Source organism: Ralstonia sp. PBBBR1, from assembly GCF_002256165.1.
In the GTDB taxonomy this organism is placed as follows: Bacteria; Pseudomonadota; Gammaproteobacteria; order Burkholderiales; family Burkholderiaceae; genus Ralstonia; species Ralstonia thomasii.
In genome coordinates this window covers 89,385-111,976 of record NZ_NKIL01000006.1, presented here as the reverse complement: position 1 = coordinate 111,976, position 22,592 = coordinate 89,385, and the positions used below count along the sequence as shown (strand labels likewise).

The 22,592-nt window shown below is 61.6% G+C and carries 22 protein-coding genes; 5 read left to right on the top strand and 17 right to left on the bottom strand.

Annotated elements, in window-relative coordinates:
* Positions 1-6: 6 nt before the first annotated feature.
* The 5 genes from CFE42_RS11665 (at position 7) to CFE42_RS11645 (ending at position 5,144) form a co-directional block, all read left to right on the top strand.
* On the top strand, positions 7-345 hold the full coding sequence (locus tag CFE42_RS11665; RefSeq protein ID WP_004629701.1) for a hypothetical protein: 339 nt from the start codon (positions 7-9) through the stop codon (positions 343-345).
* Between the two features lie 116 nt (positions 346-461).
* Positions 462-1,670, top strand: a complete 1,209-nt coding sequence (locus CFE42_RS11660) for an AAA family ATPase (RefSeq protein WP_004629703.1) — start codon at positions 462-464, stop codon at positions 1,668-1,670.
* A gap of 39 nt (positions 1,671-1,709) precedes the next feature.
* Positions 1,710-3,074 carry a CpaF family protein gene (locus tag CFE42_RS11655; RefSeq protein WP_004629705.1) on the top strand — a complete coding sequence of 455 codons (1,365 nt, stop codon included), beginning with the start codon at positions 1,710-1,712 and terminating at the stop codon, positions 3,072-3,074.
* A 64-nt stretch (positions 3,075-3,138) separates the two neighbouring features.
* The gene (locus tag CFE42_RS11650; RefSeq protein WP_004629708.1) at positions 3,139-4,116 is read left to right on the top strand and encodes a type II secretion system F family protein; all 978 of its coding nucleotides are present in this window, start codon (positions 3,139-3,141) and stop codon (positions 4,114-4,116) included.
* 65 nt (positions 4,117-4,181) lie between these two features.
* A complete protein-coding gene (locus tag CFE42_RS11645; protein WP_004629709.1) occupies positions 4,182-5,144 on the top strand; it encodes a type II secretion system F family protein in 963 nt (320 codons plus the stop codon).
* A gap of 834 nt (positions 5,145-5,978) precedes the next feature.
* Here CFE42_RS11645 and CFE42_RS11640 read toward each other — a convergent pair.
* The 17 genes from CFE42_RS11640 to CFE42_RS11560 all read right to left on the bottom strand — a co-directional run bounded on the left by CFE42_RS11640 (position 5,979) and on the right by CFE42_RS11560 (position 21,870).
* Positions 5,979-6,425 carry a TadE/TadG family type IV pilus assembly protein gene (locus CFE42_RS11640; RefSeq protein ID WP_004629715.1) on the bottom strand — a complete coding sequence of 149 codons (447 nt, stop codon included), beginning with the start codon at positions 6,423-6,425 and terminating at the stop codon, positions 5,979-5,981.
* Positions 6,418-6,915 carry a TadE/TadG family type IV pilus assembly protein gene (locus tag CFE42_RS11635; RefSeq protein ID WP_004629717.1) on the bottom strand — a complete coding sequence of 166 codons (498 nt, stop codon included), beginning with the start codon at positions 6,913-6,915 and terminating at the stop codon, positions 6,418-6,420. Before CFE42_RS11635 ends, CFE42_RS11640 begins: the two co-directional genes overlap by 8 nt.
* Positions 6,916-6,924: 9 nt before the next feature.
* Positions 6,925-8,379 (bottom strand): pilus assembly protein TadG-related protein, encoded by a 1,455-nt coding sequence (locus tag CFE42_RS11630; protein ID WP_238563743.1) that lies wholly within the window; start codon positions 8,377-8,379, stop codon positions 6,925-6,927.
* Positions 8,380-8,390: 11 nt separating this feature from the next.
* Entirely contained in the window at positions 8,391-8,837 is a 447-nt protein-coding gene (locus CFE42_RS11625) for a GtrA family protein (RefSeq protein ID WP_004629722.1), read from the bottom strand.
* Positions 8,838-8,955: 118 nt separating this feature from the next.
* A complete protein-coding gene (locus CFE42_RS11620) occupies positions 8,956-10,041 on the bottom strand; it encodes a M48 family metallopeptidase (protein ID WP_004629725.1) in 1,086 nt (361 codons plus the stop codon).
* 27 nt (positions 10,042-10,068) lie between these two features.
* A complete protein-coding gene (locus CFE42_RS11615; RefSeq protein WP_004629726.1) occupies positions 10,069-11,142 on the bottom strand; it encodes a YjgN family protein in 1,074 nt (357 codons plus the stop codon).
* A gap of 230 nt (positions 11,143-11,372) precedes the next feature.
* Complete coding sequence (gene groL, locus CFE42_RS11610) at positions 11,373-13,016, bottom strand: chaperonin GroEL (RefSeq protein ID WP_004629728.1); 1,644 nt, start codon at positions 13,014-13,016, stop codon at positions 11,373-11,375.
* 104 nt (positions 13,017-13,120) lie between these two features.
* Complete coding sequence (gene groES / locus CFE42_RS11605; RefSeq protein WP_004629730.1) at positions 13,121-13,411, bottom strand: co-chaperone GroES; 291 nt, start codon at positions 13,409-13,411, stop codon at positions 13,121-13,123.
* A 731-nt stretch (positions 13,412-14,142) separates the two neighbouring features.
* Entirely contained in the window at positions 14,143-15,069 is a 927-nt protein-coding gene (locus CFE42_RS11600) for a cation diffusion facilitator family transporter (protein WP_004629731.1), read from the bottom strand.
* A 194-nt stretch (positions 15,070-15,263) separates the two neighbouring features.
* Positions 15,264-16,640: an ATP-binding protein gene (locus CFE42_RS11595; protein WP_004629733.1), complete on the bottom strand. Its 1,377-nt coding sequence runs from the start codon at positions 16,638-16,640 to the stop codon at positions 15,264-15,266.
* The gene (locus CFE42_RS11590) at positions 16,637-17,311 is read right to left on the bottom strand and encodes a response regulator transcription factor (RefSeq protein WP_004629735.1); all 675 of its coding nucleotides are present in this window, start codon (positions 17,309-17,311) and stop codon (positions 16,637-16,639) included. Before CFE42_RS11590 ends, CFE42_RS11595 begins: the two co-directional genes overlap by 4 nt.
* Positions 17,312-17,342: 31 nt before the next feature.
* Positions 17,343-18,074, bottom strand: a complete 732-nt coding sequence (locus CFE42_RS11585; RefSeq protein WP_004629737.1) for a cytochrome b/b6 domain-containing protein — start codon at positions 18,072-18,074, stop codon at positions 17,343-17,345.
* Positions 18,046-18,537, bottom strand: a complete 492-nt coding sequence (locus tag CFE42_RS11580; RefSeq protein ID WP_004629738.1) for a diheme cytochrome c — start codon at positions 18,535-18,537, stop codon at positions 18,046-18,048. The genes CFE42_RS11585 and CFE42_RS11580 overlap by 29 nt, the downstream gene beginning before the upstream one ends.
* 48 nt (positions 18,538-18,585) lie before the next feature.
* Positions 18,586-19,002, bottom strand: coding sequence for a DUF1924 domain-containing protein (locus CFE42_RS11575; protein WP_004629741.1), 417 nt, complete (start codon positions 19,000-19,002; stop codon positions 18,586-18,588).
* Between the two features lie 195 nt (positions 19,003-19,197).
* Positions 19,198-20,154, bottom strand: a complete 957-nt coding sequence (locus CFE42_RS11570; RefSeq protein ID WP_004629743.1) for a hypothetical protein — start codon at positions 20,152-20,154, stop codon at positions 19,198-19,200.
* Positions 20,155-20,279: 125 nt separating this feature from the next.
* Positions 20,280-21,584: a CDF family Co(II)/Ni(II) efflux transporter DmeF gene (gene dmeF, locus CFE42_RS11565; RefSeq protein ID WP_004629745.1), complete on the bottom strand. Its 1,305-nt coding sequence runs from the start codon at positions 21,582-21,584 to the stop codon at positions 20,280-20,282.
* 7 nt (positions 21,585-21,591) lie between these two features.
* Complete coding sequence (locus CFE42_RS11560; protein WP_004629747.1) at positions 21,592-21,870, bottom strand: metal/formaldehyde-sensitive transcriptional repressor; 279 nt, start codon at positions 21,868-21,870, stop codon at positions 21,592-21,594.
* Between the last annotated feature and the right edge of the window lie 722 nt (positions 21,871-22,592).

The window sequence follows — 22,592 nt, the reverse complement described above, 5'->3', positions numbered from 1 at the left end:
TATGCCATGAACACCAATCTTAAATACCTGCAACGCGCCGCACTCGTGATCCTGGCTTGCCAGGCCCTGACTGCCTGCATGACCACGACACCCAACTGGGACAAGCACTTCGGTGAGGCCGTCACCAGCGTCAAGCAAGCACAGGTGATCAATCCCGACGCACCGGCCGGCTTGCCCGCTCTGGATGGCTATGACGGCAAAGCCGCCGTGGCCGCCATGAGCAACTATGACCGCTCGATGACCCGCTTCCCCGCAGGGGGTACTGGCACCGGCAGCGGTGGGTACGGCGGATTCGGCGGCAGTGGATACGGTGGTAGCGGAATGTCCGGCAGCTTCTCGCGCTGACAGTACAGGGCGGGTGCCCATGCTGCACCCGCCATCGCCAGCCTGATACGAGGCCAGCCCATGCGCGGCGCGATGCAACGACATACAAAACACACGATCGAACGGGGAGCTTTGCCATGCTCAAGATCTTGATTGCCTCCGAAGACGGTGAACGCCTGGCTGACCTTGCGCGCCTCGTAGCCGCCGCCGGCAGCTACCAGGTCATGCACCTGCATGCTGCACCGGGCAGCCTGTCCACGCATGCCTGCCAACTGCGCGGCGCGGATGCGCTCATCATCGACCAGCCGAGCGGTGGCCCGAGCCAGATGCTGAGCATCGAACTGCTGCGGCAGCAGTTCGCCGACCTGCCCTGCATCCTTGTCACGCAAACCCAGGAGCGCGACGACCTGATTCGCGCACTGCGCGCCGGCGTCAGCGACATACTGACTTGGCCGCTGGAACGCGCCCAACTGACGACAGCGCTCACGCGGCTGGAAACCAACCACACCCCGAGAACGCGCGAGGAAGCGCGCGTAATCGCCTTCATCTCCAGCAAGGGCGGCGCGGGTTCCAGCTTCATCGCCAGCAACGTCGGCTATACGCTGGCCGCACACGAACACAAGCGCGTGCTGTTGATCGACCTGAACACGCAGTTCAGCGACACGCACTTTCTGGTGAGCAACAAGACGCCACCTGCCACGCTGTCCGAAGTGTGCGCACAGGTCGACCGGCTGGACGATGCCTTCCTGGAAGCGTGCTTGACACGCGTAGCCAAGGACTTTGACGTCCTGGCCGGCGCCAGCGATCCGATAAAGGCGGGCGAGATCAAGAAGGACAAGATCGAGTACGTGCTCTCGCTGGTGTCACCGATCTACGACTTTATCCTGGTGGACGTCGGGCAGGCGATCAACCCGCTGTCGATTGCGGTGCTCGACCACTGCGACCAGATCTGCGTCGTGGTCCAGCCGACCATTGCCTTTGCCCGCACGGGGCGGCGCCTGCTGGATATCCTGCACGGCCTGCATTACCCCCCCGAAAAGCTGCGCATCCTGGTCAACCGGCATGGCAAGCGCGACGAGCTACCACGCAGCACGCTGGAGCAAGTCTTCGGACAGAAGCTCTTCCATGTGCTTCCTGAAGATGCGGCCGCGGTGGATGACTCCATCTGCCAGGGCATGCCCATTGCCCAGCATCACCGCAGCAGTGCCATGACCAAGGCGCTCATGGCCTTAGGCAACGTCTTTGCCACAGCGCGCGAGAACGATCGTCATGCTTCACAAGAGAAAGGCTTCTCCTTGAGCAAGTTCTTCTCGCGGGCCAAGACGTCGTCTCCGAACATTGCCTGAGTTTCTCCTGTCCATTTCGCCAGTCAGACGGAGCCCATCATGTCGATCCGCGAACAACTCTCCCGCCCGGAACACGTGCCGCTGTCCATGAACGGACACGCACCGCACCACCACAATGTGGCGGGCCATCCCGCCTACCGGGACTTCAAGAAAACCGTGCACGAAGTGGTGCTCGACCGCGTGGATCTGGAACGGCTGGCCCGCTTCCCGATCGAGCAGGTGCGCCACGAGATCGGCACCCTGGTCAACAACATCATCGACGAAGAAAAGCTGCTGCTCAATGACACCGAGCGTCGGCAGATGACCACTGATGTGTATGACGAGATGTTTGGCTTCGGCCCGCTCGAGCCTCTGCTGCAGGACCCGACGGTGTCTGACATCCTGGTCAACACGGCCAAGCAGGTCTACGTTGAACGCCGCGGCAAGCTGGAGCTTACCGACGTCACCTTCTACGACGATGCACACCTGATGAAGGTGATTGAGAAGATCGTCTCGCGCGTGGGGCGTCGCATTGATGAAACCAGCCCGATGGTGGACGCGCGCCTGCCCGATGGCTCGCGGGTGAACGCCATTATTCCGCCCTCGGCCATCGATGGCCCGCTGCTCTCGATCCGCCGGTTTGCGACCAACCCGCTGCAGGTGTCGGACCTAATCGATCTTAAGACACTCACACCGCCCATGGCCAAGCTGATGCAAGCCTTGTCGCAAGCCAAGGTGAACGTGTTGGTATCGGGCGGCACGGGCAGCGGCAAAACCACACTCCTGAACATCCTCTCGGGCTTCATCCCGGCAGACGAGCGGATGGTCACCATCGAAGATGCCGCAGAACTGCAACTGCGCCAACCGCACGTGCTGCGCTTGGAAACGCGCCCGCCCAACATCGAGGGTAAAGGCGAGATCACGCAGCGTGCACTGGTGCGCAACGCCCTGCGCATGCGGCCAGACCGCATCCTCCTGGGCGAAGTGCGCGGCGGCGAGGCCCTGGACATGCTCAACGCCATGAATACCGGTCACGAAGGGTCACTCACCACCGTGCACGCCAACACCCCGCGCGATGCACTGACGCGCATGGAAAACATGGTGAACATGGCAGGCCTGAACCTGCCACCCAAGACGATCCGGCAGCAGATCGCCTCGGCCATCACCGTGATCATTCAAGTGGCGCGTTTGACGGATGGGCGCCGCAAAGTCATCAGCATCCAGGAGATCACCGGCATGGAAGGCGATGTCATCAACATGCAGGAAATTTTCACCTTCCAGCGCACGGGCATCGCGCAAGACGGCTCCGTCAAGGGGCACTTCCGCGCCACAGGTGTCTATCCAAAATTTGCCGAAAGACTGCGCGTGTTCGGGGTGGGCTTGCCAGACGAGACCTTTGACCCGCAAAGGCACTTTGAGGTTTAAAGGCTTGAAGCCAGAGCCACCACCAGTGTGGTCCAAGCGCGATCTAGAAACGGGGGCACCCTAAATGAACGAAATCTTCTACGCGTTCGCAATCCTGCTGTTCGCGGCCGTCGTACTCTGCATCGAGGGGGTCTACCAGTGGTGGAACAACTACCACGGCCCCGAGGCCAAGCGCGTTGATGCCCGCATCCGCGCGCTGTCCGCGGGCGGACACATCGGCACTGAACAGCTCTCGATTCTGAAGAAACGCCTGCTGAGCGAATCGCCCCAGTTCCAGCGCTGGTTGATGAGCCTCCCCCGCGTGAGCACGATTGACCGTTGGCTGGAGCAATCCGGCAGCGCTTGGTCGGTCGCGCAGCTCCTGGGATACACCATCCTGACTGGCGCCGGAGTGCTGGCAGTAGGTGCGTTGCTGCCGGTCCCGTTTGGCATCGTGACGGCCTGCGCGTTGCTCATGTCTGCGCTGCCGGTCTTGCACATCGCATCGCAGCGGCGCAAACGCCTGAAGAAGCTGGAGGCGCAGCTTCCCGACGCGGTGGACATGATTGCCCGTGCACTACGTGCCGGCCACTCCTTCGCCAGCGCGCTAGGCATGGTCGGGCAAGAGATTAAGGAGCCCATGGGTCCCGAGTTCCACACTACATTCGAAGAAATCAACTACGGCGTATCGCTCGATGAAGCCTTGACCAACCTGGCCAAGCGGGTGCCCGTCAATGACCTGCGCTACTTCGTGATTGCCGTGCTCATCCAACGCGAAAGCGGCGGCAACCTGGCGGAGATTCTCGACACAATCGGCAACCTTGTGCGCGAGCGCCTGAAGCTGTACGACAAGATCCGCGTGCTGTCAGCCGAAGGGCGTTTGTCGGCGTGGATTCTCGGGCTGCTGCCCTTCTGCACCGCCGGCATGATTCTCCTTGTCAATCCCGACTTCATGAAGGTGCTATGGACGGACCCGATGGGCCTGAAGATGATCGGCCTGGCGCTGTTCAACATGGTGATGGGCCTGATCTGGATGCGCAAGATCATCCGCATCCGGGTCTGACGGACGTGCGATATGCAGCACGGTAACCTCACAACGTGACTTCGTATTCTTGGGGGGAGACGATCATGCAAGCGCTCTATTCCAATCAATATTTCATCCTGGTCCTGATCTTCGTGGCTGCCTTTGGCGGTGCGCTCGGGCTACTGCACCTGTTCTCTCCGAACCGCGCACGCGGGCGGATACAACAGATCGGCGGTCAGACCGTGGGTGCAGACCTGGCCGGGGGCCCTGACCATGCCTGGGTAGAGAAATTGGCCACGTGGGCCAAGCCGGTCTCGCAACTGTCGTTGCCCAAAGATGGCTGGGAGAACTCGCAACTGCGCATCCGCTTCATGAATGCCGGCTGGCGGCAACCGTGGGCGCCGTCGCTGTACTTTGCTGTGAAGACGGTGCTCGCGATCCTCTTACCGCTGGCGGCACTGCTGGTGCTGAGCAGCCGGCCGGAACATCACGACCAGGAGGTGGTCCTCGCTGTTCTGGGGCTGCTGAGCGCCATTGGCTATTACCTGCCCAATGCGGCACTGGCACGCAAGGTCGAGCATCGTCAGCGAGATGTATTTGAAGAATTTCCCGATATGCTTGACTTGCTCACGGTGTGTGTAGAAGCCGGGCTCGGCCTGGACGCCGCCATGATGCGCGTGTCGGACGAACTCGCGCTGCGCTGCCCCGTAATGGCTGAAGAAATGGAACTCACGCTGCTGGAACTGCGTTCCGGGTTTCCGAAGGAAAAGGCACTCACCAACCTGGCGCTGCGCACCGGTGTGGAAGACGTCGACCGGTTTGCATCGATGCTGATCCAGGCTGACCGTTTCGGTACCAGCCTTGCCGACTCGCTGCGCGTGTTGTCAGACATGCTGCGTACCAAGCGCCGCATGCGTGCCGAAGAACAGGCCGCCAAGATCGCGCTGAAGCTGCTCTTCCCGCTGATCTTCTTCATCTTCCCTACGCTGCTTCTGGTGTTGCTCGGCCCAGCATTCATCCAGATCTACCGTGTGCTGCTGCCGACCATGACAGCCTCGGGAGGCTGACATGCGAGCGCGCAAATAACTGGTAGTAACGGCCCCCGGACTATCACCTGGCGTATGTGCTAGCGCGGTGGTCCTGTTCCCGGACGCGCGCCGGGTTTTTTCCTTTGTATCTTTAGCGTTTGGGGTTGGGCTTCGTGGTGCGTCGGCTTCGGGGTTGCGCTTGGTGGTTTGCCCTCCTTTCGCGCCCTGCCAGGGTGGCCCTTTGTGGTCCATTCCCTCTTTCATTTCCTGCCGGGCTTGACCGACTCTCTTGGTCTTGCCAAAGAAACTGAGCAAAAAAAGCGTGCCCGAGATGGCGAAAGACTCCTTGAATTTATGTCGCAGTGGAAGGGAAAAACTTGCTGCGCTCAGGCAGTTTCCGCTTCCTTTTCTTCGCAACAAAATCCAAGGCGCCATCAAGAGCGGGGACGATCAAATCGTATAGAGGTCGGCGCAGCTTTACTCGCCGTGTAGGTTGAGTTGATTCTTAGTTTCGGCGCCACGTTCAGCACATTAAAGAAAAAGGCCAGCCCATCGTGAGGTTGGCCTTGTCGTTTGGGCTGGCGTCCAGAGGGTTTGGTCTTTGATTTCCCCGCACGAGATGTCGCTTTGAATTTCTACAAACGGCCGGGAAAAAGGTGGGGAACTGTCCGAGCGAAGCGACTCCTCCCAACCTCTCCCGACTTACGCAAATCCAAGAGGCAGTCGCCGTCTCGGGCACGCCTTTTTTGCTCAGTTTCTTTGGCAAGACCAAGAGAGTCGGTCAAGCCCGGCAGGAAATGCAAAAGGGGATGGACCACTAAGCCCATCCCCCGAAAAAACAGTGGGCCAGACCCACACCATTAAGAAGCTGACTCAGGAGCAGACACTACTGCTATTAGGGTCCTGCCCCATGATCTCCCGCGGCAAGTAAGTAGAAAACCCCGGCACGGCAAGCCGTGAAAATCCAATCCAGGTAGCCGGCGAATAAGGCGCCACCGTCATACCGGTCACGCTGACTGCAACACCACCGCAGCTCGTAGCGTCACAGCTGGTACTCACCGCCCCACTGGTGTCGTACCACTGCACCGACACATTCGCAGACGTGAGCGTCGGAAGAATGGTCTGCATCTTACCCAACACAGATGTCGACCCCTGCCCGCAAACCACCGCCTGTCGCGCCCCCCAGCGCGTCGCTTCTCCCACGGCGTTCCAGGTAAAGAGAATGCGCCCAAAGTCGAGGATGCCAAGCAGTACCGTCAGAAAGAGCGCCACCACAATGGCAAACTCAACCGCCGTCGTTCCTTTCTGATGTTTATTCATAGGACTGCCTCATGGTCACTGAGATGTTCCCAAATGGGAACGAAGTGATCGACCCTTTGCCGCCCGCATAGAATCGCAGGAACGCCATCATGTCGATCACCGGGTTGAACGTGTAGCCCGAGATCGTGACGGTGACGGTGTTGATGGCCGGGTTGGTCCCTTGCGCAATGTTGGACGTGCAGCTCGTGTTGGACGCATCGCAAATGGACACCATGCTGGACGTCAGACCCGGTGCCAGCGGCGCTTGCGTGCTGCCGACCGTCGGCGTGCCGTAGACCGCCAGATTTGTTGCAGTCGCATAGGAGGTCGTGTTGCCGGCGGCCTGCGTGCTCAGGTAACGGGTGGCGTCTCGTGTGGCCTTGGCCAGGGTGTTGTACGTGTAGATGGCCCGGCCGAACTCCGTTATCGCGAAGGTGATGGCAAGCAGCAGGCTGAGCATGATGGCCAGTTCGACCAGCGCCACGCCCTGTTGTCGTTGTCGCGTCTTCATGGTTCGCTCCTACTGCACCAATGCTGGAACCAAGGGGCCCTTGCTGCCGCCCGCCAGGCCACTGGGTGAACACGGGCTGCTGGTGCTCCCTGCGTTGCCCAGGAACTCGAACTGCGGCGTGTTGTGGACACCGTCAATGGGCTGCAACATCAGCATGCAGGCGTAGTCGATGATCTTTGACGCGGACGAGATGACGGGCACCAGGACAACGCGCCGGTTCACCCCATAGGTGGCAAGGTCGCCGCTGCTCCCGCTGGTAGCGAGGTTTTTGTAGCCGCCCTTGACGTTGAGCCCGGTGATCTTGTCGCCGCCGGAAACACTCGTACCGGTATCGTCATAGTTGGCGTAGGCAAGCCGTTTGTTCTTGAAGTTGGCAGCGCTCTTGTCGGAACCCGATGCCGGCGTGCCGCTGTAAGCGTTCTGCGGCACCGTGTTTGTCCAGTTGGTGGACGTGTAGGAGTAGCCCGTGAAATCCGGCTGCAGTTGCGACGCATTGGACTTGTTCTTGTAGATGCCAAAGCGTGCGTTCCAATTGTCGTCAACGGACACTTTCGCACCAGGCGTGCCCAGTTGGTCGCCGATCTTGGAATTGCAGTAGCCCTGATCCATTTCGGCCTTTGTCTCGTTGGCATTGGTGGAGCCGTCGAGGTTGTACCAGCCCATCTCACCTGGCGTAGTAGAGCCGCCTGAGTACAGCATGCTGACCCACTCACCAACCTGGAAACCATAGTTGGGTGCCGTCCCGCCGGTTTTCGGGATCAAGGCGACCGGAATCGGGCACGTGCTCTGCGCATGCACACGCGTGGCGACCGCCAGCGCGGCAACGGCATAGCTGTTGGCACCGCCAACGAACTTGATCAGGCGCGCCGTGATCCCACTTTTTGAGTGCTTGCACTTGACATAGCTGGACGAACTGGACGCCACTCCGGCCGCACTGTAGGTGCCGTTCAGTGCCGTGCTGAACGTGACGTCAGCATTGGCCAACGACGCAGAAGATGCTTGATAGACAACACGGTTGGCATTGCCCGCTGTCACCCCCGCATTCGTTGCCCGTGTCAGCGCATCGGAGGCGCCATCCAGCTCCTGGGCCGCCGACAAGGCACAGCTATCCACCGCTGACTGAAGCTCCGTCTTGGCCACAAACAACCCGCTCAGGTCGATCACCAAACCTGCCATTCCGAGCAACACGGCAAGCATCAGGCCCACCATCGGGAGCACCGCCCCGCGTTCTCTCTGTTTGGTATGCGTGCGCATATGCCTTCGCCTCCGCCGGTGTGAATGGCTATCGGGCGTTGTATCGACTACCTGCCGCGGCTCGCCGGTCGCTTGCAGATTTCCCCGTCCCTTATCGTCAGTTGTAGCCGCCACAGACGCAGTCCGAAACTGGCCGTAGGTATGATTCAGTGGTGAAACGCGAAGCCGCTTGGTCGCTTGCATTGCGGGCGGTTTGTGCAGGCAGCCCATGTTGCCCTCCGCTAGCGGAACGTCCAGAACCGATGCATTAAGAAGGTGAGCGGCGGCACCACAGACAGGATGACCGCAAGCCCGACCCAGTAGCTCAGGCCCAACGTCTGGGCCAGCCACGAGATCGCAAGCGTCAGCGCCAGACAGAGCAGTGAGACGGCGTAGAAGCGCAGGAAATTGGCGCGCCCCGGCTTGGCCGAGAAACTCCACAGCGCGTTGAGCAGGTACGAGCAGACGTTGGCGCAGACGAACGCTACGCCGTTGGCCGTCACCTGAGAGGCAGAAAAGCCGTTGATGAGCGTGGTGGCGATGGCAACGTGCATGCCGGTGGCCGCAACACCGGAGACCCCGAAGCGGAACACGCGGACCACCATCATGCGATCTGGCAGCCGCTGCGCAAGCGTTGGCGGCAGCAGACCTGCCAATGCGTTCATGACGCCCGTTTCAGCCTGTCGCATGATGTCCCCCGTCCCTCTGCCACCATTCTTGGTGGCGTGAGGCAAAGGGGAAATCAATCAAAGGGATGACGAAGGCGCCGGGAATCGGACGAGCGTGTCGAGCGGCGTGCGTGCCGCGTCAGTCCGCGTCGTTGTTGTCACTGCCGCCGTGCGTGCGGTCAAAACGGCGCAGCGTGTCGATGCGTTCGCGCGTCAGCGGATGAGACGAGAAGAACGCCGCTGCATCGTCATCGCTGGCGGCATCGGTCTTCTTGGCGGCATCTGCCTTGCGCGTGCCGCCATGCGTGTCTTCCAGCGCCTGCAGCACGTCGGCAAATGCGGCAACGGATAAGCCGTTCTCCTGCAGCAGCAACGCGGCATAGCGGTCGGCATCGCGCTCGTAGTCGCGTGAATAGCGCAGTGTCAGCAGCGCCGCCGGCACGCCCGACAGAATCGTCGAGACATCGCCAAACAGCAGCGCCGCCGTTGCCCCAATGGCCGATGACTGAATCACCTGCCGCAGCCCATGGCGATATTCAACGTGACCCGCCTCGTGCGCCAGCACACCCGTCAGACCATCGCCCTCACCCACCAGCTTGACCAGCGCGTCGGTCACGACGATATCGCCGCCGGGCAGCGCAAAGGCATTGGCGCCGATGTCGGCGTCCCGAAACACGATGTGATACGTGTGCGTGGCCTGCGGCGGCTTGTGCAGTGCTGCAAAGCGTGCGCGGATGCGGTCCTGCAGCGCGGCTGGCAGCTTGCTGGGCCGCAACCAGCGCTCGTCCATTGCTTTGAGCGTGCTGCGCCCGAGTTGCGCTTCCGCACGCTGCGGCACCATGCCGGCCATCACCTTGGCGCCCCAGGGCAAGCCGTAGCGATACCCCAGCGCCAGCACCACCACCATGGCCAGCAGCGAGCCCAGCGCCAGCTTCCAGCTGTTCTGCGCCCGCACGACCCAGCCTTCGCGATAGCCGGTGCGATGCAGCAGCGCATTCAGCGACGTCTGCTCCGCCGGGTCGGTGATCTCGCAAAACGCGCCGTCTTCGAAGGTGATCAAGCGCGGTGCATGCTTGACGCGCTCCGACACCCGCAGCGTAGCGAGCGGCGCGCGGCGCAGCACCGTGCCCTCGGGCTCGAACAGCACCGCCTCGCCCGCCTCGACAGCAAGACGCACGGGTTGCGCGCGCGAGGTACGGCCGTCGAAGTAGGTCGCGAGAATCACAGCGGGTGCCCCTGCCTTGCAGCGCGTTTACAGCGCGATATCGATGTCGTACCAGTCCACTGTGGCGTCGCCCAGCGCGCCTACGTTGGTGGTTTCGCCGGCAACGAAGGTATCTAGCGAACCGGCCGCGATCATCGTCACCGAGTCGAGCTTGTAGCGTGCCGTGCGCACGCGTGCGAACGGCGTGAACAAGCCGATGGTGATCAGGATCAGCACCGCATTGGACACGAAAATCCAGAACAGCTTGCCCGCACCCACCTGGCTCTGGAAGCGATGCGCGCCCAGCGTGGTGTGGTTCCACACCACGTTCTGCAGGCGCGACAGGAAATAAGGCGTCAGGAACAGCATCGCGGCATACATGAACAGGCCGATGAGGATGAAGCCGAAGATCTGGCCCACTCCCGGCGCACGGTGCAACGACACACCCAGTAGCAACGCGAGACAAGAGGCCACCACGAGCGCCAGTATCGCCAGCCCGAAGGTGCGCAGATACACGCCATAAAAGTTGCCCGGCGTGCCGGAAAAATCGAACTGCGCGGTACCGAAGCGCGTGTTCTTGTGCTGGAAACGCTTGAAGCGCTGGTGCGCCAGCGGTGCGAGCAGGTACAGCGAGAGCACGCTGAGGATCGGCCACACCAGAAACACCATGTAGCCCTCGGCATCCTTGCCCGTAAAGGCGAAGCGCAAGCCGCGGTAGCTGGAATTGGCCATGCGGAAACGTAGCGAGCGCACGAGCAGCCACGGAAACGCGGCGGCCATCACGATAAGCAGTGCCAGCCCCAACAGCGGCGACGAATGACCAAGGAGGTTGAATGCAAACGCCAGCACGAAAATGATCGCGCGGCCCTTGAGAATGGCAATCGGGCTGCCGTGATAATCGAAGCTGGACCCCGCCAGTTGGGTGTTGCGATAGAAATACTGAAGCGTGCGGACCTTCGCCCAGGCCGAGTAGATGCCCAGCGTGACGATGGTCAGCAGCAGGTTGACGATCCAGATGCGGAAGTATTCCGAGCCGCTGCCAATAAAGCGCAGCCGCAAGGGTTGCGGCGCAGCTGGAGCGGGGGCGCTGCCCAGGACGGACTCGCGTGCGATGTCGTTCATCTGTTTTCCCTTCCCTGAGTTGTTATCGTGCCCCGCTTCAGGACGCTCATCGATACGTGACGACGCTGAGGCTCGCGGGTGGGCCGATTGTAGCGAAGCCCACTGCCTTGCAGCGTTAACACCGTCTTAACAAAGCGACCAACAAAAAACCCCGCAGGCTCGCACCCACGGGGTTTTTTGTTTGGAACAGCCATCCCGAAGGATGGCCGGGCCAGGACCGGTACGGCAAATTACATCATGCCGTCCATGCCGCCCATGCCACCCATGCCGCCCGGCATTGCCGGAGCAGCATCGTCCTTCGGCAGTTCTGCCACGGCGCAGTCCGTCGTCAGCATCAGCGAAGCGACCGAAGCAGCGTTCTGCAGCGCGGTGCGGGTCACCTTGGTCGGGTCCAACACGCCCATTTCCACCAGGTCACCGTACTCGCCGGTCGAGGCGTTGTAGCCGTAGTTGCCCTGGCCGGCGATGACGTTGGCCACCACCACCGAAGCCTCGTCGCCAGCGTTGGTGACGATCTGGCGCAGCGGCTCTTCCATGGCGCGCAGCACGATCTTGATACCGGCGTCCTGGTCAGCGTTCGCACCCTTCAGGCCGGAGATCAGCGCACGGGCACGCAGCAGTGCAACACCGCCACCAGCCACAATGCCTTCTTCCACGGCAGCGCGCGTTGCGTGCAGCGCATCTTCCACGCGGGCCTTCTTTTCCTTCATTTCGACTTCGGTGGCAGCGCCAACCTTGATCACGGCAACACCGCCGGCCAGCTTGGCCACGCGCTCTTGCAGCTTTTCACGGTCGTAGTCCGAGGTCGCTTCTTCGATCTGGGCACGCACTTGCTTCACGCGGGCTTCGATGTTGCGGGCATCGCCTGCGCCATCGATGATCGTGGTGTTTTCCTTGCCGATTTCAACGCGCTTGGCTTGGCCCAGGTCGTTCAGGGTTGCCTTTTCCAGCGTCAGGCCGACTTCTTCAGCGATGACTTGGCCGCCCGTCAGGATGGCGATGTCTTCCAGCATGGCCTTGCGGCGGTCGCCGAAGCCCGGAGCCTTCACGGCGGCGGTCTTCAGGATGCCACGGATGTTGTTCACCACCAGCGTTGCCAGGGCTTCGCCTTCGACGTCTTCAGCGATGATCAGCAGCGGACGGCCAGCCTTGGCCACTTGTTCCAGGATCGGCAGCAGGTCGCGGATGTTGCTGACCTTCTTGTCGAACAGCAGCACGAACGGGTTGTCCAGCTGGACAACTTGCTTTTCCGGGTTGTTGATGAAGTACGGCGACAGGTATCCGCGGTCGAACTGCATGCCTTCCACGACGTCCAGCTCGTCGGCCAGCGACTTGCCGTCTTCCACCGTGATCACGCCTTCCTTGCCGACCTTGTCCATGGCTTCAGCGATGCGCTGGCCGATGGATTCGTCGCTGTTGGCCGAGATGGCGCCAACCTGAGCGATTTCCTTGCTGGTGGTCGTCGGCTTGCTGATCTTCTTCAGTTCTTCGACGGCAGCGCCGACAGCCTTGTCGATGCCGCGCTTCAGGTCCATCGGGTTCATGCCGGCGGCAACGTACTTCATGCCTTCGCGCACGATCGACTGGGCCAGCACCGTTGCGGTGGTGGTGCCGTCACCGGCGTTGTCGCTGGTCTTGGAAGCCACTTCCTTGACCATTTGCGCGCCCATGTTCTGCAGCTTGTCCTTCAGCTCGATTTCCTTGGCGACCGACACACCGTCCTTGGTCACGGTCGGGCCACCGAAGCTGCGCTCCAGCACCACGTTACGGCCCTTCGGGCCCAGGGTCACCTTCACTGCGTTGGCGAGAATGTTCACGCCTTCGACCATCTTGGCACGTGCGGCGTCGCCGAACACTACGTCTTTAGCTGCCATCTTGAGAATCTCCGAAATCTTTGGATGTTGCCTGCGCCGGGGGAATCCGCGGGGCAGGCAATGAGGAATGGTTTACTGGTAAGCCAATGCGACTGAGCGCCCGCTTACTTCGCCACCACGGCCATGATGTCTTCTTCGCGCATGACCAGGACTTCCTGACCATCCACCTTGACGCCCTGGCCGGCGTACTTGCCGAACAGCACGCGGTCGCCGACCTTTACGTCCAGCGCGATCGCATTGCCCTTGTCGTCTTTCTTGCCCGGGCCGACGGCCAGCACTTCGCCTTGATCCGGCTTTTCAGCGGCGGCGTCAGGGATGACGATGCCCGAAGCGGTCTTCGTTTCGTTGTCCAGGCGCTTCACGATCACGCGGTCGTGCAAAGGACGCAGGTTCATACACAACTCCTCAATGCAAAGTGAGTGTTTATTCACAAAACGCGCCGCAGAGCGCGGCGCATCGGGAAAGCATCGGGGACCGGAGGTTTGTTAGCACTCCTGCCCGGCGAGTGCTAATTATAGGGACGGGGTATTACGATTTCAAGAACGGGCGTAGCGGAAGTTGTTGTCGATGTCGAGATTCACTGAATCTGGAACTTTGGTCACTCCATGTGGAACCCTCTGACGCAGCACGGCATGCCGAAAATAGGAAAATCCTTATATTTCAGTTAGTTAGCACACAAGACGCGCGCCAGAGAGAGCACCATTGATTGCGTCTCACGCGGCAGACTGCGGGGCCTTGCCGCACTAAACTCCGCTCTTCTCCCTGCAAGACATTCCGATAGGCTTCGTCACTACAAGAAGCAATTGCCGAGGCACAGCATGCGAGCGAGCTTCTGGTGGCCAAGGGGAATCAGCGCCCCGCAAGGATCTCCAGCCTCAAGAACGCCTTGGCATGGACCTATAGATGGCCGTCGATCAGGGGGATACGATGTAGTACTCGTGGTCGTACCCCTCTTGATATCGCACCTTCAACGGCTGCTTGCCACATTGAACGCGGCCCAACTCGAGTTCTCGACCTAGAACAATCCACTCAGCTTGCCAGTGTCCCGAGTATGCAGAGGCGTGCAGGCACAAGAAGGCATCCGGATACTCGCTCCACTTTAGGAAGACGTGGAGCAAGGCTGCGACTAGAGGGGCACATCGACCGGATCCACGTGCGTCATCAAATTGAGCACGTCGCGTCGCTCCATCACGCGGCGGCGAGCCTCCAGTGCGATGTCGTGGCCCTCGCGCACACTGACGCGCGCATCAACTTCGAGGTGTGCATCCACCAGAATCATGTCGCCCATACGGCGTGTCTTGACGTCGTGTACGCCGAGTACGCCCGTCGTCGCGAGCATGACCTGGTGGATCGCCTCCACGGTCTCCTCATCAACGGCACGATCCATCAGATCGTGCAGGGCTTCCCAGCCGAACTGCCAGCCCATGCGTGTCACCATCAGGCCCACGACAAGCGCCGCCACTGGATCGAGCAGACGGTACCCGAGCACGTTGCCTACGATGCCAAGCGCCACCACCAGCGACGATGCGGCATCCGAACGGGCATGCCAGGCGTTGGCGACCAGCATGCTCGAACGCACCCTTTCTGCCACCGCCAGCATGTAGCGGAACAACAATTCTTTGGCGGCCAGAGCGCCCAGCGCGACCCATAGGCCAATGAGCCGCACCGGCTGGATAGCCTCGGCGTGCTCCAGCTTGAGTACCGCGTTCCAGAGCATGCCCACGCCCACTGCCAGCAGGAGCAGACCGAGCACGAGCGAAGCGGCATTTTCGAAGCGCTGGTGGCCATAGTGGTGTGTCTGATCCGGCCCTTTCTGGCTATGGTGGCTAGCAAATAGCACCACGAAGTCCGAGATCAGGTCGGACAAGGAGTGGATGGCGTCGGCGATCAGCGCCTGCGAGCCGGCCAGCATGCCAGCCGCTACCTGCGCTATCGTCAATCCAAGATTGACGGCGACGCTCACAAGGGTGCTGCGCCGCGCAGCGGCCTGCTTGGCCATGCTGTCTTCGGAATCGGCGGCGATCTCAAGATCGATTTCTTTTATCTGTTGCATGGATTGTCCGAGCAGTGAACGTGGGGATGGGGTTCCAGGTTGAGCAGCGGCGCGCGGTCAATGGCGCAGCCCCGCTGCCAAGCGATTGCGCATGAGAGAGACCGGAGCCGTTTTCCACATCGGGACGCTCCCCGAGTCGCACCGCTGGCTCGTATTCTTCATGACTTCAATGAAGGGATGAAGTCGCGCATGACCTATTGGTAGGTTCCGGACCCACTGGATGTGAGGTTCGACCAGATAACGTCGACGCGCAATCCCCCGAGACCCGGCGAGCGGTCAACCGTTACGCTTGCACCGTGAACCGCCGCGATCCGGCGCACGATCGACCATCCAAGGCCGCTACCACTCTGGTCCGTTCCCTCGACACGGAAAAAGCGCTCGCCAAGTCGGTGCTGTTCGGCGGCGGGGAGCCCGGGGCCGCTGTCTTCCACACAAAGCGCGGCACTTCCGTTACGGTGCGCGACCGTCACGACGATTTGTGCCTCGGCGGGGCTGTAGCGTATGGCGTTGTCGATCAGGTTGCGAACAAGTGAGGCCAGTAACGCCCTGTTGCCCGCGACCATGCAGCGCTCCGGATTCTCTAGTGCGATGCGCTGTTTCTTGCCGAAGGCTATTGGCGCAATGTCTGCCATCACTTGTCTAGCCAGCGCACCAAGGTCGATCGGTTCAATCGAAATGCCGGCGTTCGCTTCCAGACGCGAAAGCAACAGCAATTGGTCGACCAGATGGGCAGCGCGATCGCATCCTTCCAACGTTCCCACCAAGGCGTGGCGACGCATGGCGTCCTCCTCGGCGGCCATTGCCACCTGGGCCTGGGCCTTGATTGCGGCAATCGGCGTGCGCAATTCGTGGGCGGCGTCGGCAGTGAAGCGGCGCTCGGCGTCGAGCATGGTCTGAATGCGGGCAAAGAGCGCGTTGAGCGCGTCGAGCATGGGCGTCATCTCAACCGGCGCATGGGGCATCCGGACCGGATCGAGTGCTCGCGGGTCACGCTCGGCAAGCGCGTTACCCAATCTGCGCAGCGGCAGCATCCCGCGCTTGACCGCCCACCAGACGGCCAAGGCGAGTAACGGCAACGCCAACGCCATCGGCCACAGCATGTTGCGCAAGAGGGCGGACAGGATTGCGGTGCGCGAGTCGATGCGCTCGCCAACGTAGACCTGGATGTCCTTGTAGACCCCCTGCGCTACAAAGACACGCCAAGCATTGCCTCCGATTTGCACCGTAGAGAATCCGGACACGGTGCGCTCGCCTGGCGCAACCATCGGCTGGTTCGGCGCGTTGGCCGAGTGGATGCCCAGCTTCCCTTCGTGAAAGACCTGAAAGGCGACTTTGGGCGCGTAACGATGCTGGACAGGCAGGTCGTGACTCGGCTCATCGTCCTCGTCGACGGCCTGTGCGTGCTGCATGACCAGTAGCGCACCAGCTTGCGCTAGATGACTGTCCAGCAGTTGATCGATCTCGTCCTGGGCGTCGTACCACGTGATCAATGCGGTGATGAGCCATAGGCCGGCGACGGCGCCAAGCACCAACAACAGCAGCCGACCTTGGAGCGAGCGCGGTCGCGTCATGGCGCTTCGGCATTGTCACGCGGCAGCATATAGCCGACGCCGCGCACGGTCACGATGAGGTCGCTGCCAAGTTTGACGCGCAGATGATGGATATGCACCTCCACGGAGTTGCTTCCGACTTCCTGCCCCCAGGGGTATAGGCACTGCTCGAGCTGCTCACGTGACAGCACGCGCCCCGCGTTCAGCATCAAGGCATGCAGCAGGTCAAATTCCCGCGTCGACAGTGCGACGGCTCGACCGTTGCAGAAGACCGTGCGTGACGCCGGCTCCAGAACAATGCCGCGCGCCCTCAACTGCTCCGTGGGATGACCATGCGCGCGGCGCACCAGCGCGCGCAGTCTCGCGCTGAGTTCGTGCAGATCAATGGGCTTGACGATGTAATCATCGGCGCCGAGATCGAGACCACGCACGCGATCTGGTATCGCGTCGCGCGCGGTCAACACCAGGATGGGGACCGCAATGCCTGCGCCACGCACCTTTCGCAGCACGTCCACGCCGTCCATGCGGGGCAGCCCAAGGTCGAGTATTGCGGCGACGTAGGCGTCCGTGCGCAACTCCCGCCACGCTGCCTCGCCGTCGCGCACCCAATCGACCTGGAAGCCCTGCTGCTGCAGGCCCGCACGAATGCCGTCTCCGAGCAGGGGGTCGTCTTCGACAAGCAGGATGCGCACGGATGAGATCTCCGCTCGGTACCGGTTTGGATCAATAGTCGTCGCGGTCGGCGTCGTGATGCTTCGCGGAGGCCGCGGGACGGTCAGTGACCCCGGCCGGCGGCGCGGACTGCCACTGCATCCACCAGAAGCCCAGCACAGCCACCAACATCAGGCCCGCGACACTCGACCACGCACGGCGGATGCCCTCGTTCGGCAGGCCGGTCTTGCGTCCGCTGATCATCGCGCCAACCAGATTCTCACGGTGCAGCCAACTGCTGGCAAAGACGGCGAGAACATGAATGCCCACCAGTGCAAGCATTGCGTTGGCGAAGCCCTCGTGCAGTTCGCCGAGCCAGTCACCGCCGACATCGTTGTAGGTGGCCCAGCCCGTTCCTGCCAGGCCGCACGCCATCAGCAGCAAGGCGATGATAGCAAGCGCACCAGCGGGGTTGTGGCCAATATGGTGCTCCGGCCGCCCGCGCATGATGCTGGTCAAATAGCGGAGTGCGGCAGTGGGCGACCGTACGAAGCTGGAAAACCTAGCGTATCGCGTGCCCACTATGCCCCACACCAGTCGAAAGCCGACCAGCGCCGCCATCGTGTATCCGAGTGTGATGTGGACAAGGCGCCACTGCTCACTTTCCGCGGTCAAGTAGGCACCCAGGAAGCTCAGCGCCAGCAGCCAGTGAAAGAGGCGGGTCGGCGCATCCCAAACCAGGATGCGGCGGGTGATGGAATCGGTTTTCATGGCTTCAGCGCGGGATGCGGACATTGTGTTCATTGAAGTCGCCTTGATCCGCCTTGGTATGGCAGGCAGCGCAGTTCGAGGCGCTCTTGATGGCAGGCCGGCGCCACACTGCAGCCGGCACTTCGTCGTGGGTGCGGGCGAACCACGCCGATCGGGTGATCCGGTCCTCGGGCGGCGGGGGTATTGACCTTGAGCGATCCGCCGCGTTGGCCGTGAGCCACTGATCGAGTTGCTTGACGGTGGCGGGGTCCAATGAAGCATCCGTCCCGTAGTGGTGCTGCAGGTTGCCCAGAATGCGCTGCCAGGAACTGGCGGGTAGCGCTCCGGGCGGATAGGCGATATGGCAAGACGCGCATTCCTGCCGATACTTGGGCAGCAGCGGTGCAGCGCGCATGCCAGGCCCCTCTTCGGCGGCGGCAAGAAACGACAGCCCGAGGCCCGCGATTGCCAGGCAAGCGCGTGCAGCTCGGCCTGTAACAACGAAACGGCCAGACATTTGGATACTCCGCATCAGGTCAGGAATTGAACGGGTTGCTGGATGGCCCTACTTCCCGAGGGTCATCAGCCAACTCAGCACGTCTGCTTTTTCGGCCACCGTGCACTCGCGCCCGACCACGTCGTTGCAGTTGCGCCGAAACCATTTCTCCGTCTTGGCGGCATCGGTAAAGCGCTCAGGATTGAATGCCGGAGCCAGCGGCGCGATCGACTTGCCAGTTGCGGCATGCCGGCCGGTCTGCGTGGGCGGGTTCCCATGGCAAGACGCACAGCTCCATTCACGGCCATGCTTGGATGTAAAAAATTCCTGGCCGCGGGACGGGTCGGAGGGGGCTCCGGCCTGCGCTCGATATTGATCAAGCAGTTGCGCGGGCGCTTGCGCATGTGCCAGGGGAGCGGCAGCGGCTAGCGCTAACGCCAAGACCGAATGCAGGCAGGCAACAGGAGGAAACTTTGAGATTGGCATCGCGGCCTCTCGCACTGAGGAATGCCTTAATGCTCTCGAATTCTTCTTAACGGATTCTTAAGCGATACCGCGGGGATCTATTTCAGTGGCCCGGTCAAGGATTGCACGCCTGCGTGGGCGACATGGACATGGCCACAGGTCGACCCTTTCAATCGGTGTGACTGCCACCGTAGCTGCGCACAGCAAGACAACCCGCTAGCGAGCCAGGATCGGCTTGCCGAACAGCAACGGCAGGAAATCATCAAGGAAGAACAACACCTGAATAGTTGCGCCGACACCTCGCGTCGATCCGTGGGTTGCAGGAAGGACCAGTTCCGCGGCGACCTGCCACGTATCCTTGACATAGGCGATTCCTGGGTTGACGGTGCCGCGCGTGCGTTGCCCGCGTGGCGAGTCGAACGCGAACTCAACCAAGGGAATCCACTGGTGCAGGGGTTCTTCCTTGGGCAGCACGCCTGGCACAAATCGATCCGTCAAATAGAGCGTGCTGTACTCCAATGCGAATCCCCAGTGCACCGCGGTGACGTTGGCTGTGCTCACACTGTTGAACTGCCGCGTCGTCGGGTCATAGCTCAAGTTGCCCGACGTTTTGCCGGTCGGCACAGCCACGCTGACGCCCGCTGTGATGGCGAATGGCCGCAACCAAGACCATGCGTCAGGCAAGGCGCCGAACCCCTGGCCTATATAAAGGCTGGGCGCGATGGTCGCTGAAGTGTTGGCGCCGAGCCGTTTGGCCCCGGTATGGGGCAGTCCATAGATGAGCGAGCCGGCAACAAGCGTCTCGTTCAGATCGTCCTCGTAGAGCCTGGACTTGAGCACCACGTCGGAACCGGTTGCGCCGGGCTGACGCATGCTGCCCCAGTCGCGCCGAATGAAGCCTGTGTCAAAACCGATCGAGACCTCGGGCGTCAGGAGCCTCGCGAACGAGATCGTTGCAGCGCGATCGGTGACGTTTCCGCTGTCATCAGGGCGTTTTACCGCACCCGCGGTGATCGAGAGTTCGTCAGCAACGGCTGGGTCATCGAAATTAAGTGTCCCTGGAAAAAAGCGGTTGCCCGCAATGCCGTGCGCACGCGATGGGCCGGAAACGCCGCACGCGGCAAGGGCGAGCGCTGCCGCGCAAATGCAAACAAATGCGGATGGGCCGTACATGGTCGAAAGAATCTGCGGTCAGACCGCGAATGTGTTCTGTTGTGGTCAGGCAGATGCGGCACGCATGGCAGGGTGCCGTGCCCCATGCTGGTGATGCGGAGCAAATGTCCGAGTCGACCAATAGGCTATTTGCCCGGCGACGCGTGAACTTCCACGGTGATATGCGACAGTGCCTGGAGTCGCCGCAACCGTTGGTGATAAAACTGCGGCCCGCGATGCGCCTGGCCTGTGCTCACCGAGACCACCGCGCCCAGGTGGCCAGGGCCGATGCGCCATACGTGCAGGTCGAGCAGCGTGTCGCCATCGGACTCCAGCGCCGTCTTGATGCGCCTGCCGATATGCTTGTCCGGCGTCACGTCGACCAGAATGCCGCCGGTGTCGCGCATCAATCCGTACGCCCAGTTGGCGATGACCACCGCACCGACGACGCCTGCAAGGGGGTCCATCCAGAGCCAGCCAAATGTTCTGGCCAGCAGCAGACCGATAATGGCCAGCACAGAGACGGCGGCATCCGCCAGAACGTGCACATAGGCCGCGCGCATGTTGTGGTCGCGATGGTGTGCCCCGTGACCGTCGGCGTGATCGTGGTCATGCTCGTCGAAGGCCACGCTGTATTCCTGGCCGCCGATGCCGAGTACGGCAGTGAAGGCATGTGGTTCCGGAATCTCGGTGGTGGATTCCAGATAGTTTGCCTTGCGGACCAGCGGGAATTCCTGGCGGCTCCCGTCCGGCCGAATGGTGGTTACCGTCGCCACATCGCCGGGCAGCGGAGCGGTTTCTCCAGCTAACCGGAACACTGGCGGTACGCCGTCTTCGAAGATCGACAGTGCGAACACGCCCCCGGGCGCGTCGATGTGCTGCACTTCCCTGCCATGCGGATGCGTGTCGCCAAGTCCGGCTGCGCCGTGGTCATGTCCGTGGGCGTGACCATGGTGATGACTGTGGCCATGGCTGTGACCACCGTGGTCGCCACCGCTCAGCAGCCAGGCGCTTGCGATATTCACCAGCAGACCGACGACCGCAATCGGGATCGCCTCGCTAAAGTGAATCGGCACCGGTGAGAGGAAACGCGCCACCGCTTCGTAGCCGATCAACAGTGCAACCATCGCCAGGATGATGGCGCTGGTGAAGCCGGCTAGATCACCAAGCTTGCCTGTGCCGAACACGAAACGCGGGTCGTTCGCATAACGTCGCGCATAGGTGTAAGCCAGCGCAGCGATCAGCATGGCGCCTGCGTGCGTCGACATATGCAGCCCATCGGCCACCAGTGCCAGCGAGCCAAACACGCTTCCGCCGATGATCTCGGCGGCCATCATGAGGGTGCATAGCACGATCACGGCCCAGGTTTTGCGCTCGTTCTTTTCATGTCCCTCGCCCAGGAACACGTGGTCGTGGCTGGCGTGGAACGGCGTGTCGTAGAAATTGCTCATGGCCGGCTCACCTGAAATAGCTATGCACGACCTCGATCAGCTGCTCTTTGGCGCTGCCGTCGGCGTGCTCGTGTTCGTCATCCACCTCGGTCAGGTGGGTGCGGATGTGGTCTTCCAGCACCACGGCCAGCAGGCCATTCATGGCGCCTCGGCAGCTTGTGATCTGCTGCAGTACGGGGGCGCATCCCTGCTCCTCCTCCAGGGCGCGCTCGATGGCATCGAGCTGGCCGCGAATCCGGCGAACGCGGTTAAGTAGCTTCTGCTTCTCGCGGATAGTGTGGCTCATCCATCACCTCAACCAAAATATACTATAGGGGGGTATGCTACATCAGATTTAAGTTGTCATAGCGGCCCAACTCCTTCCTCAAGGGAGAACTCACGCGCCACAGCTATCAGCCCGCAGTCCGTCATTTCGAGGTCGAATGGGGTGGGTTCCTGCTAGCAAGCGCGGACAGCGCACAGTTGGCCCACCACGCTCAGACCCTCTCCATCAACACGCTACGCCAGCGCTTGGCAGCACTCGCGCAGTGGCATCTCACACAGGGCTTTCTCGATCTCACGCGGGCACCGCATTGCCGCAAGGTCTAAGCGCATTCCCGTGCTGCATCCCGCAAGCGAGAAGCGCCCAAGCTCCTCGCCTGCAGCGCACCCAGCTTGAGCAGTTGGTCGCTGGTGGACGAACAACTAGCGTGTTTGCCAGTGCCAAGGCGAAAAGCGCGCCCACACCACCCATGCCCGTTACAAAGCCATCGTTGCGGAGCCCTGCTAGTGCGTAGTCGGGAATCCCTTTGCGTGGAGAGACCTCATGCCTCCCGCCGAAAAGGTCGTTACCCGTTCGCCGCGCCGGCGAGTGGGGCTGATCGCCTGTCCGTGGTTGCTGACCACTCCCATCAGCCCCGACAAGAAAGTCGTGGTCGAGGCAAGTGCCACGAGCGCGCCTCGGTACTACTTCGGCATGCACGCAGCCATATTTCCAAAGGGATAGCAAACCCGTTCATAGGCTGCTTC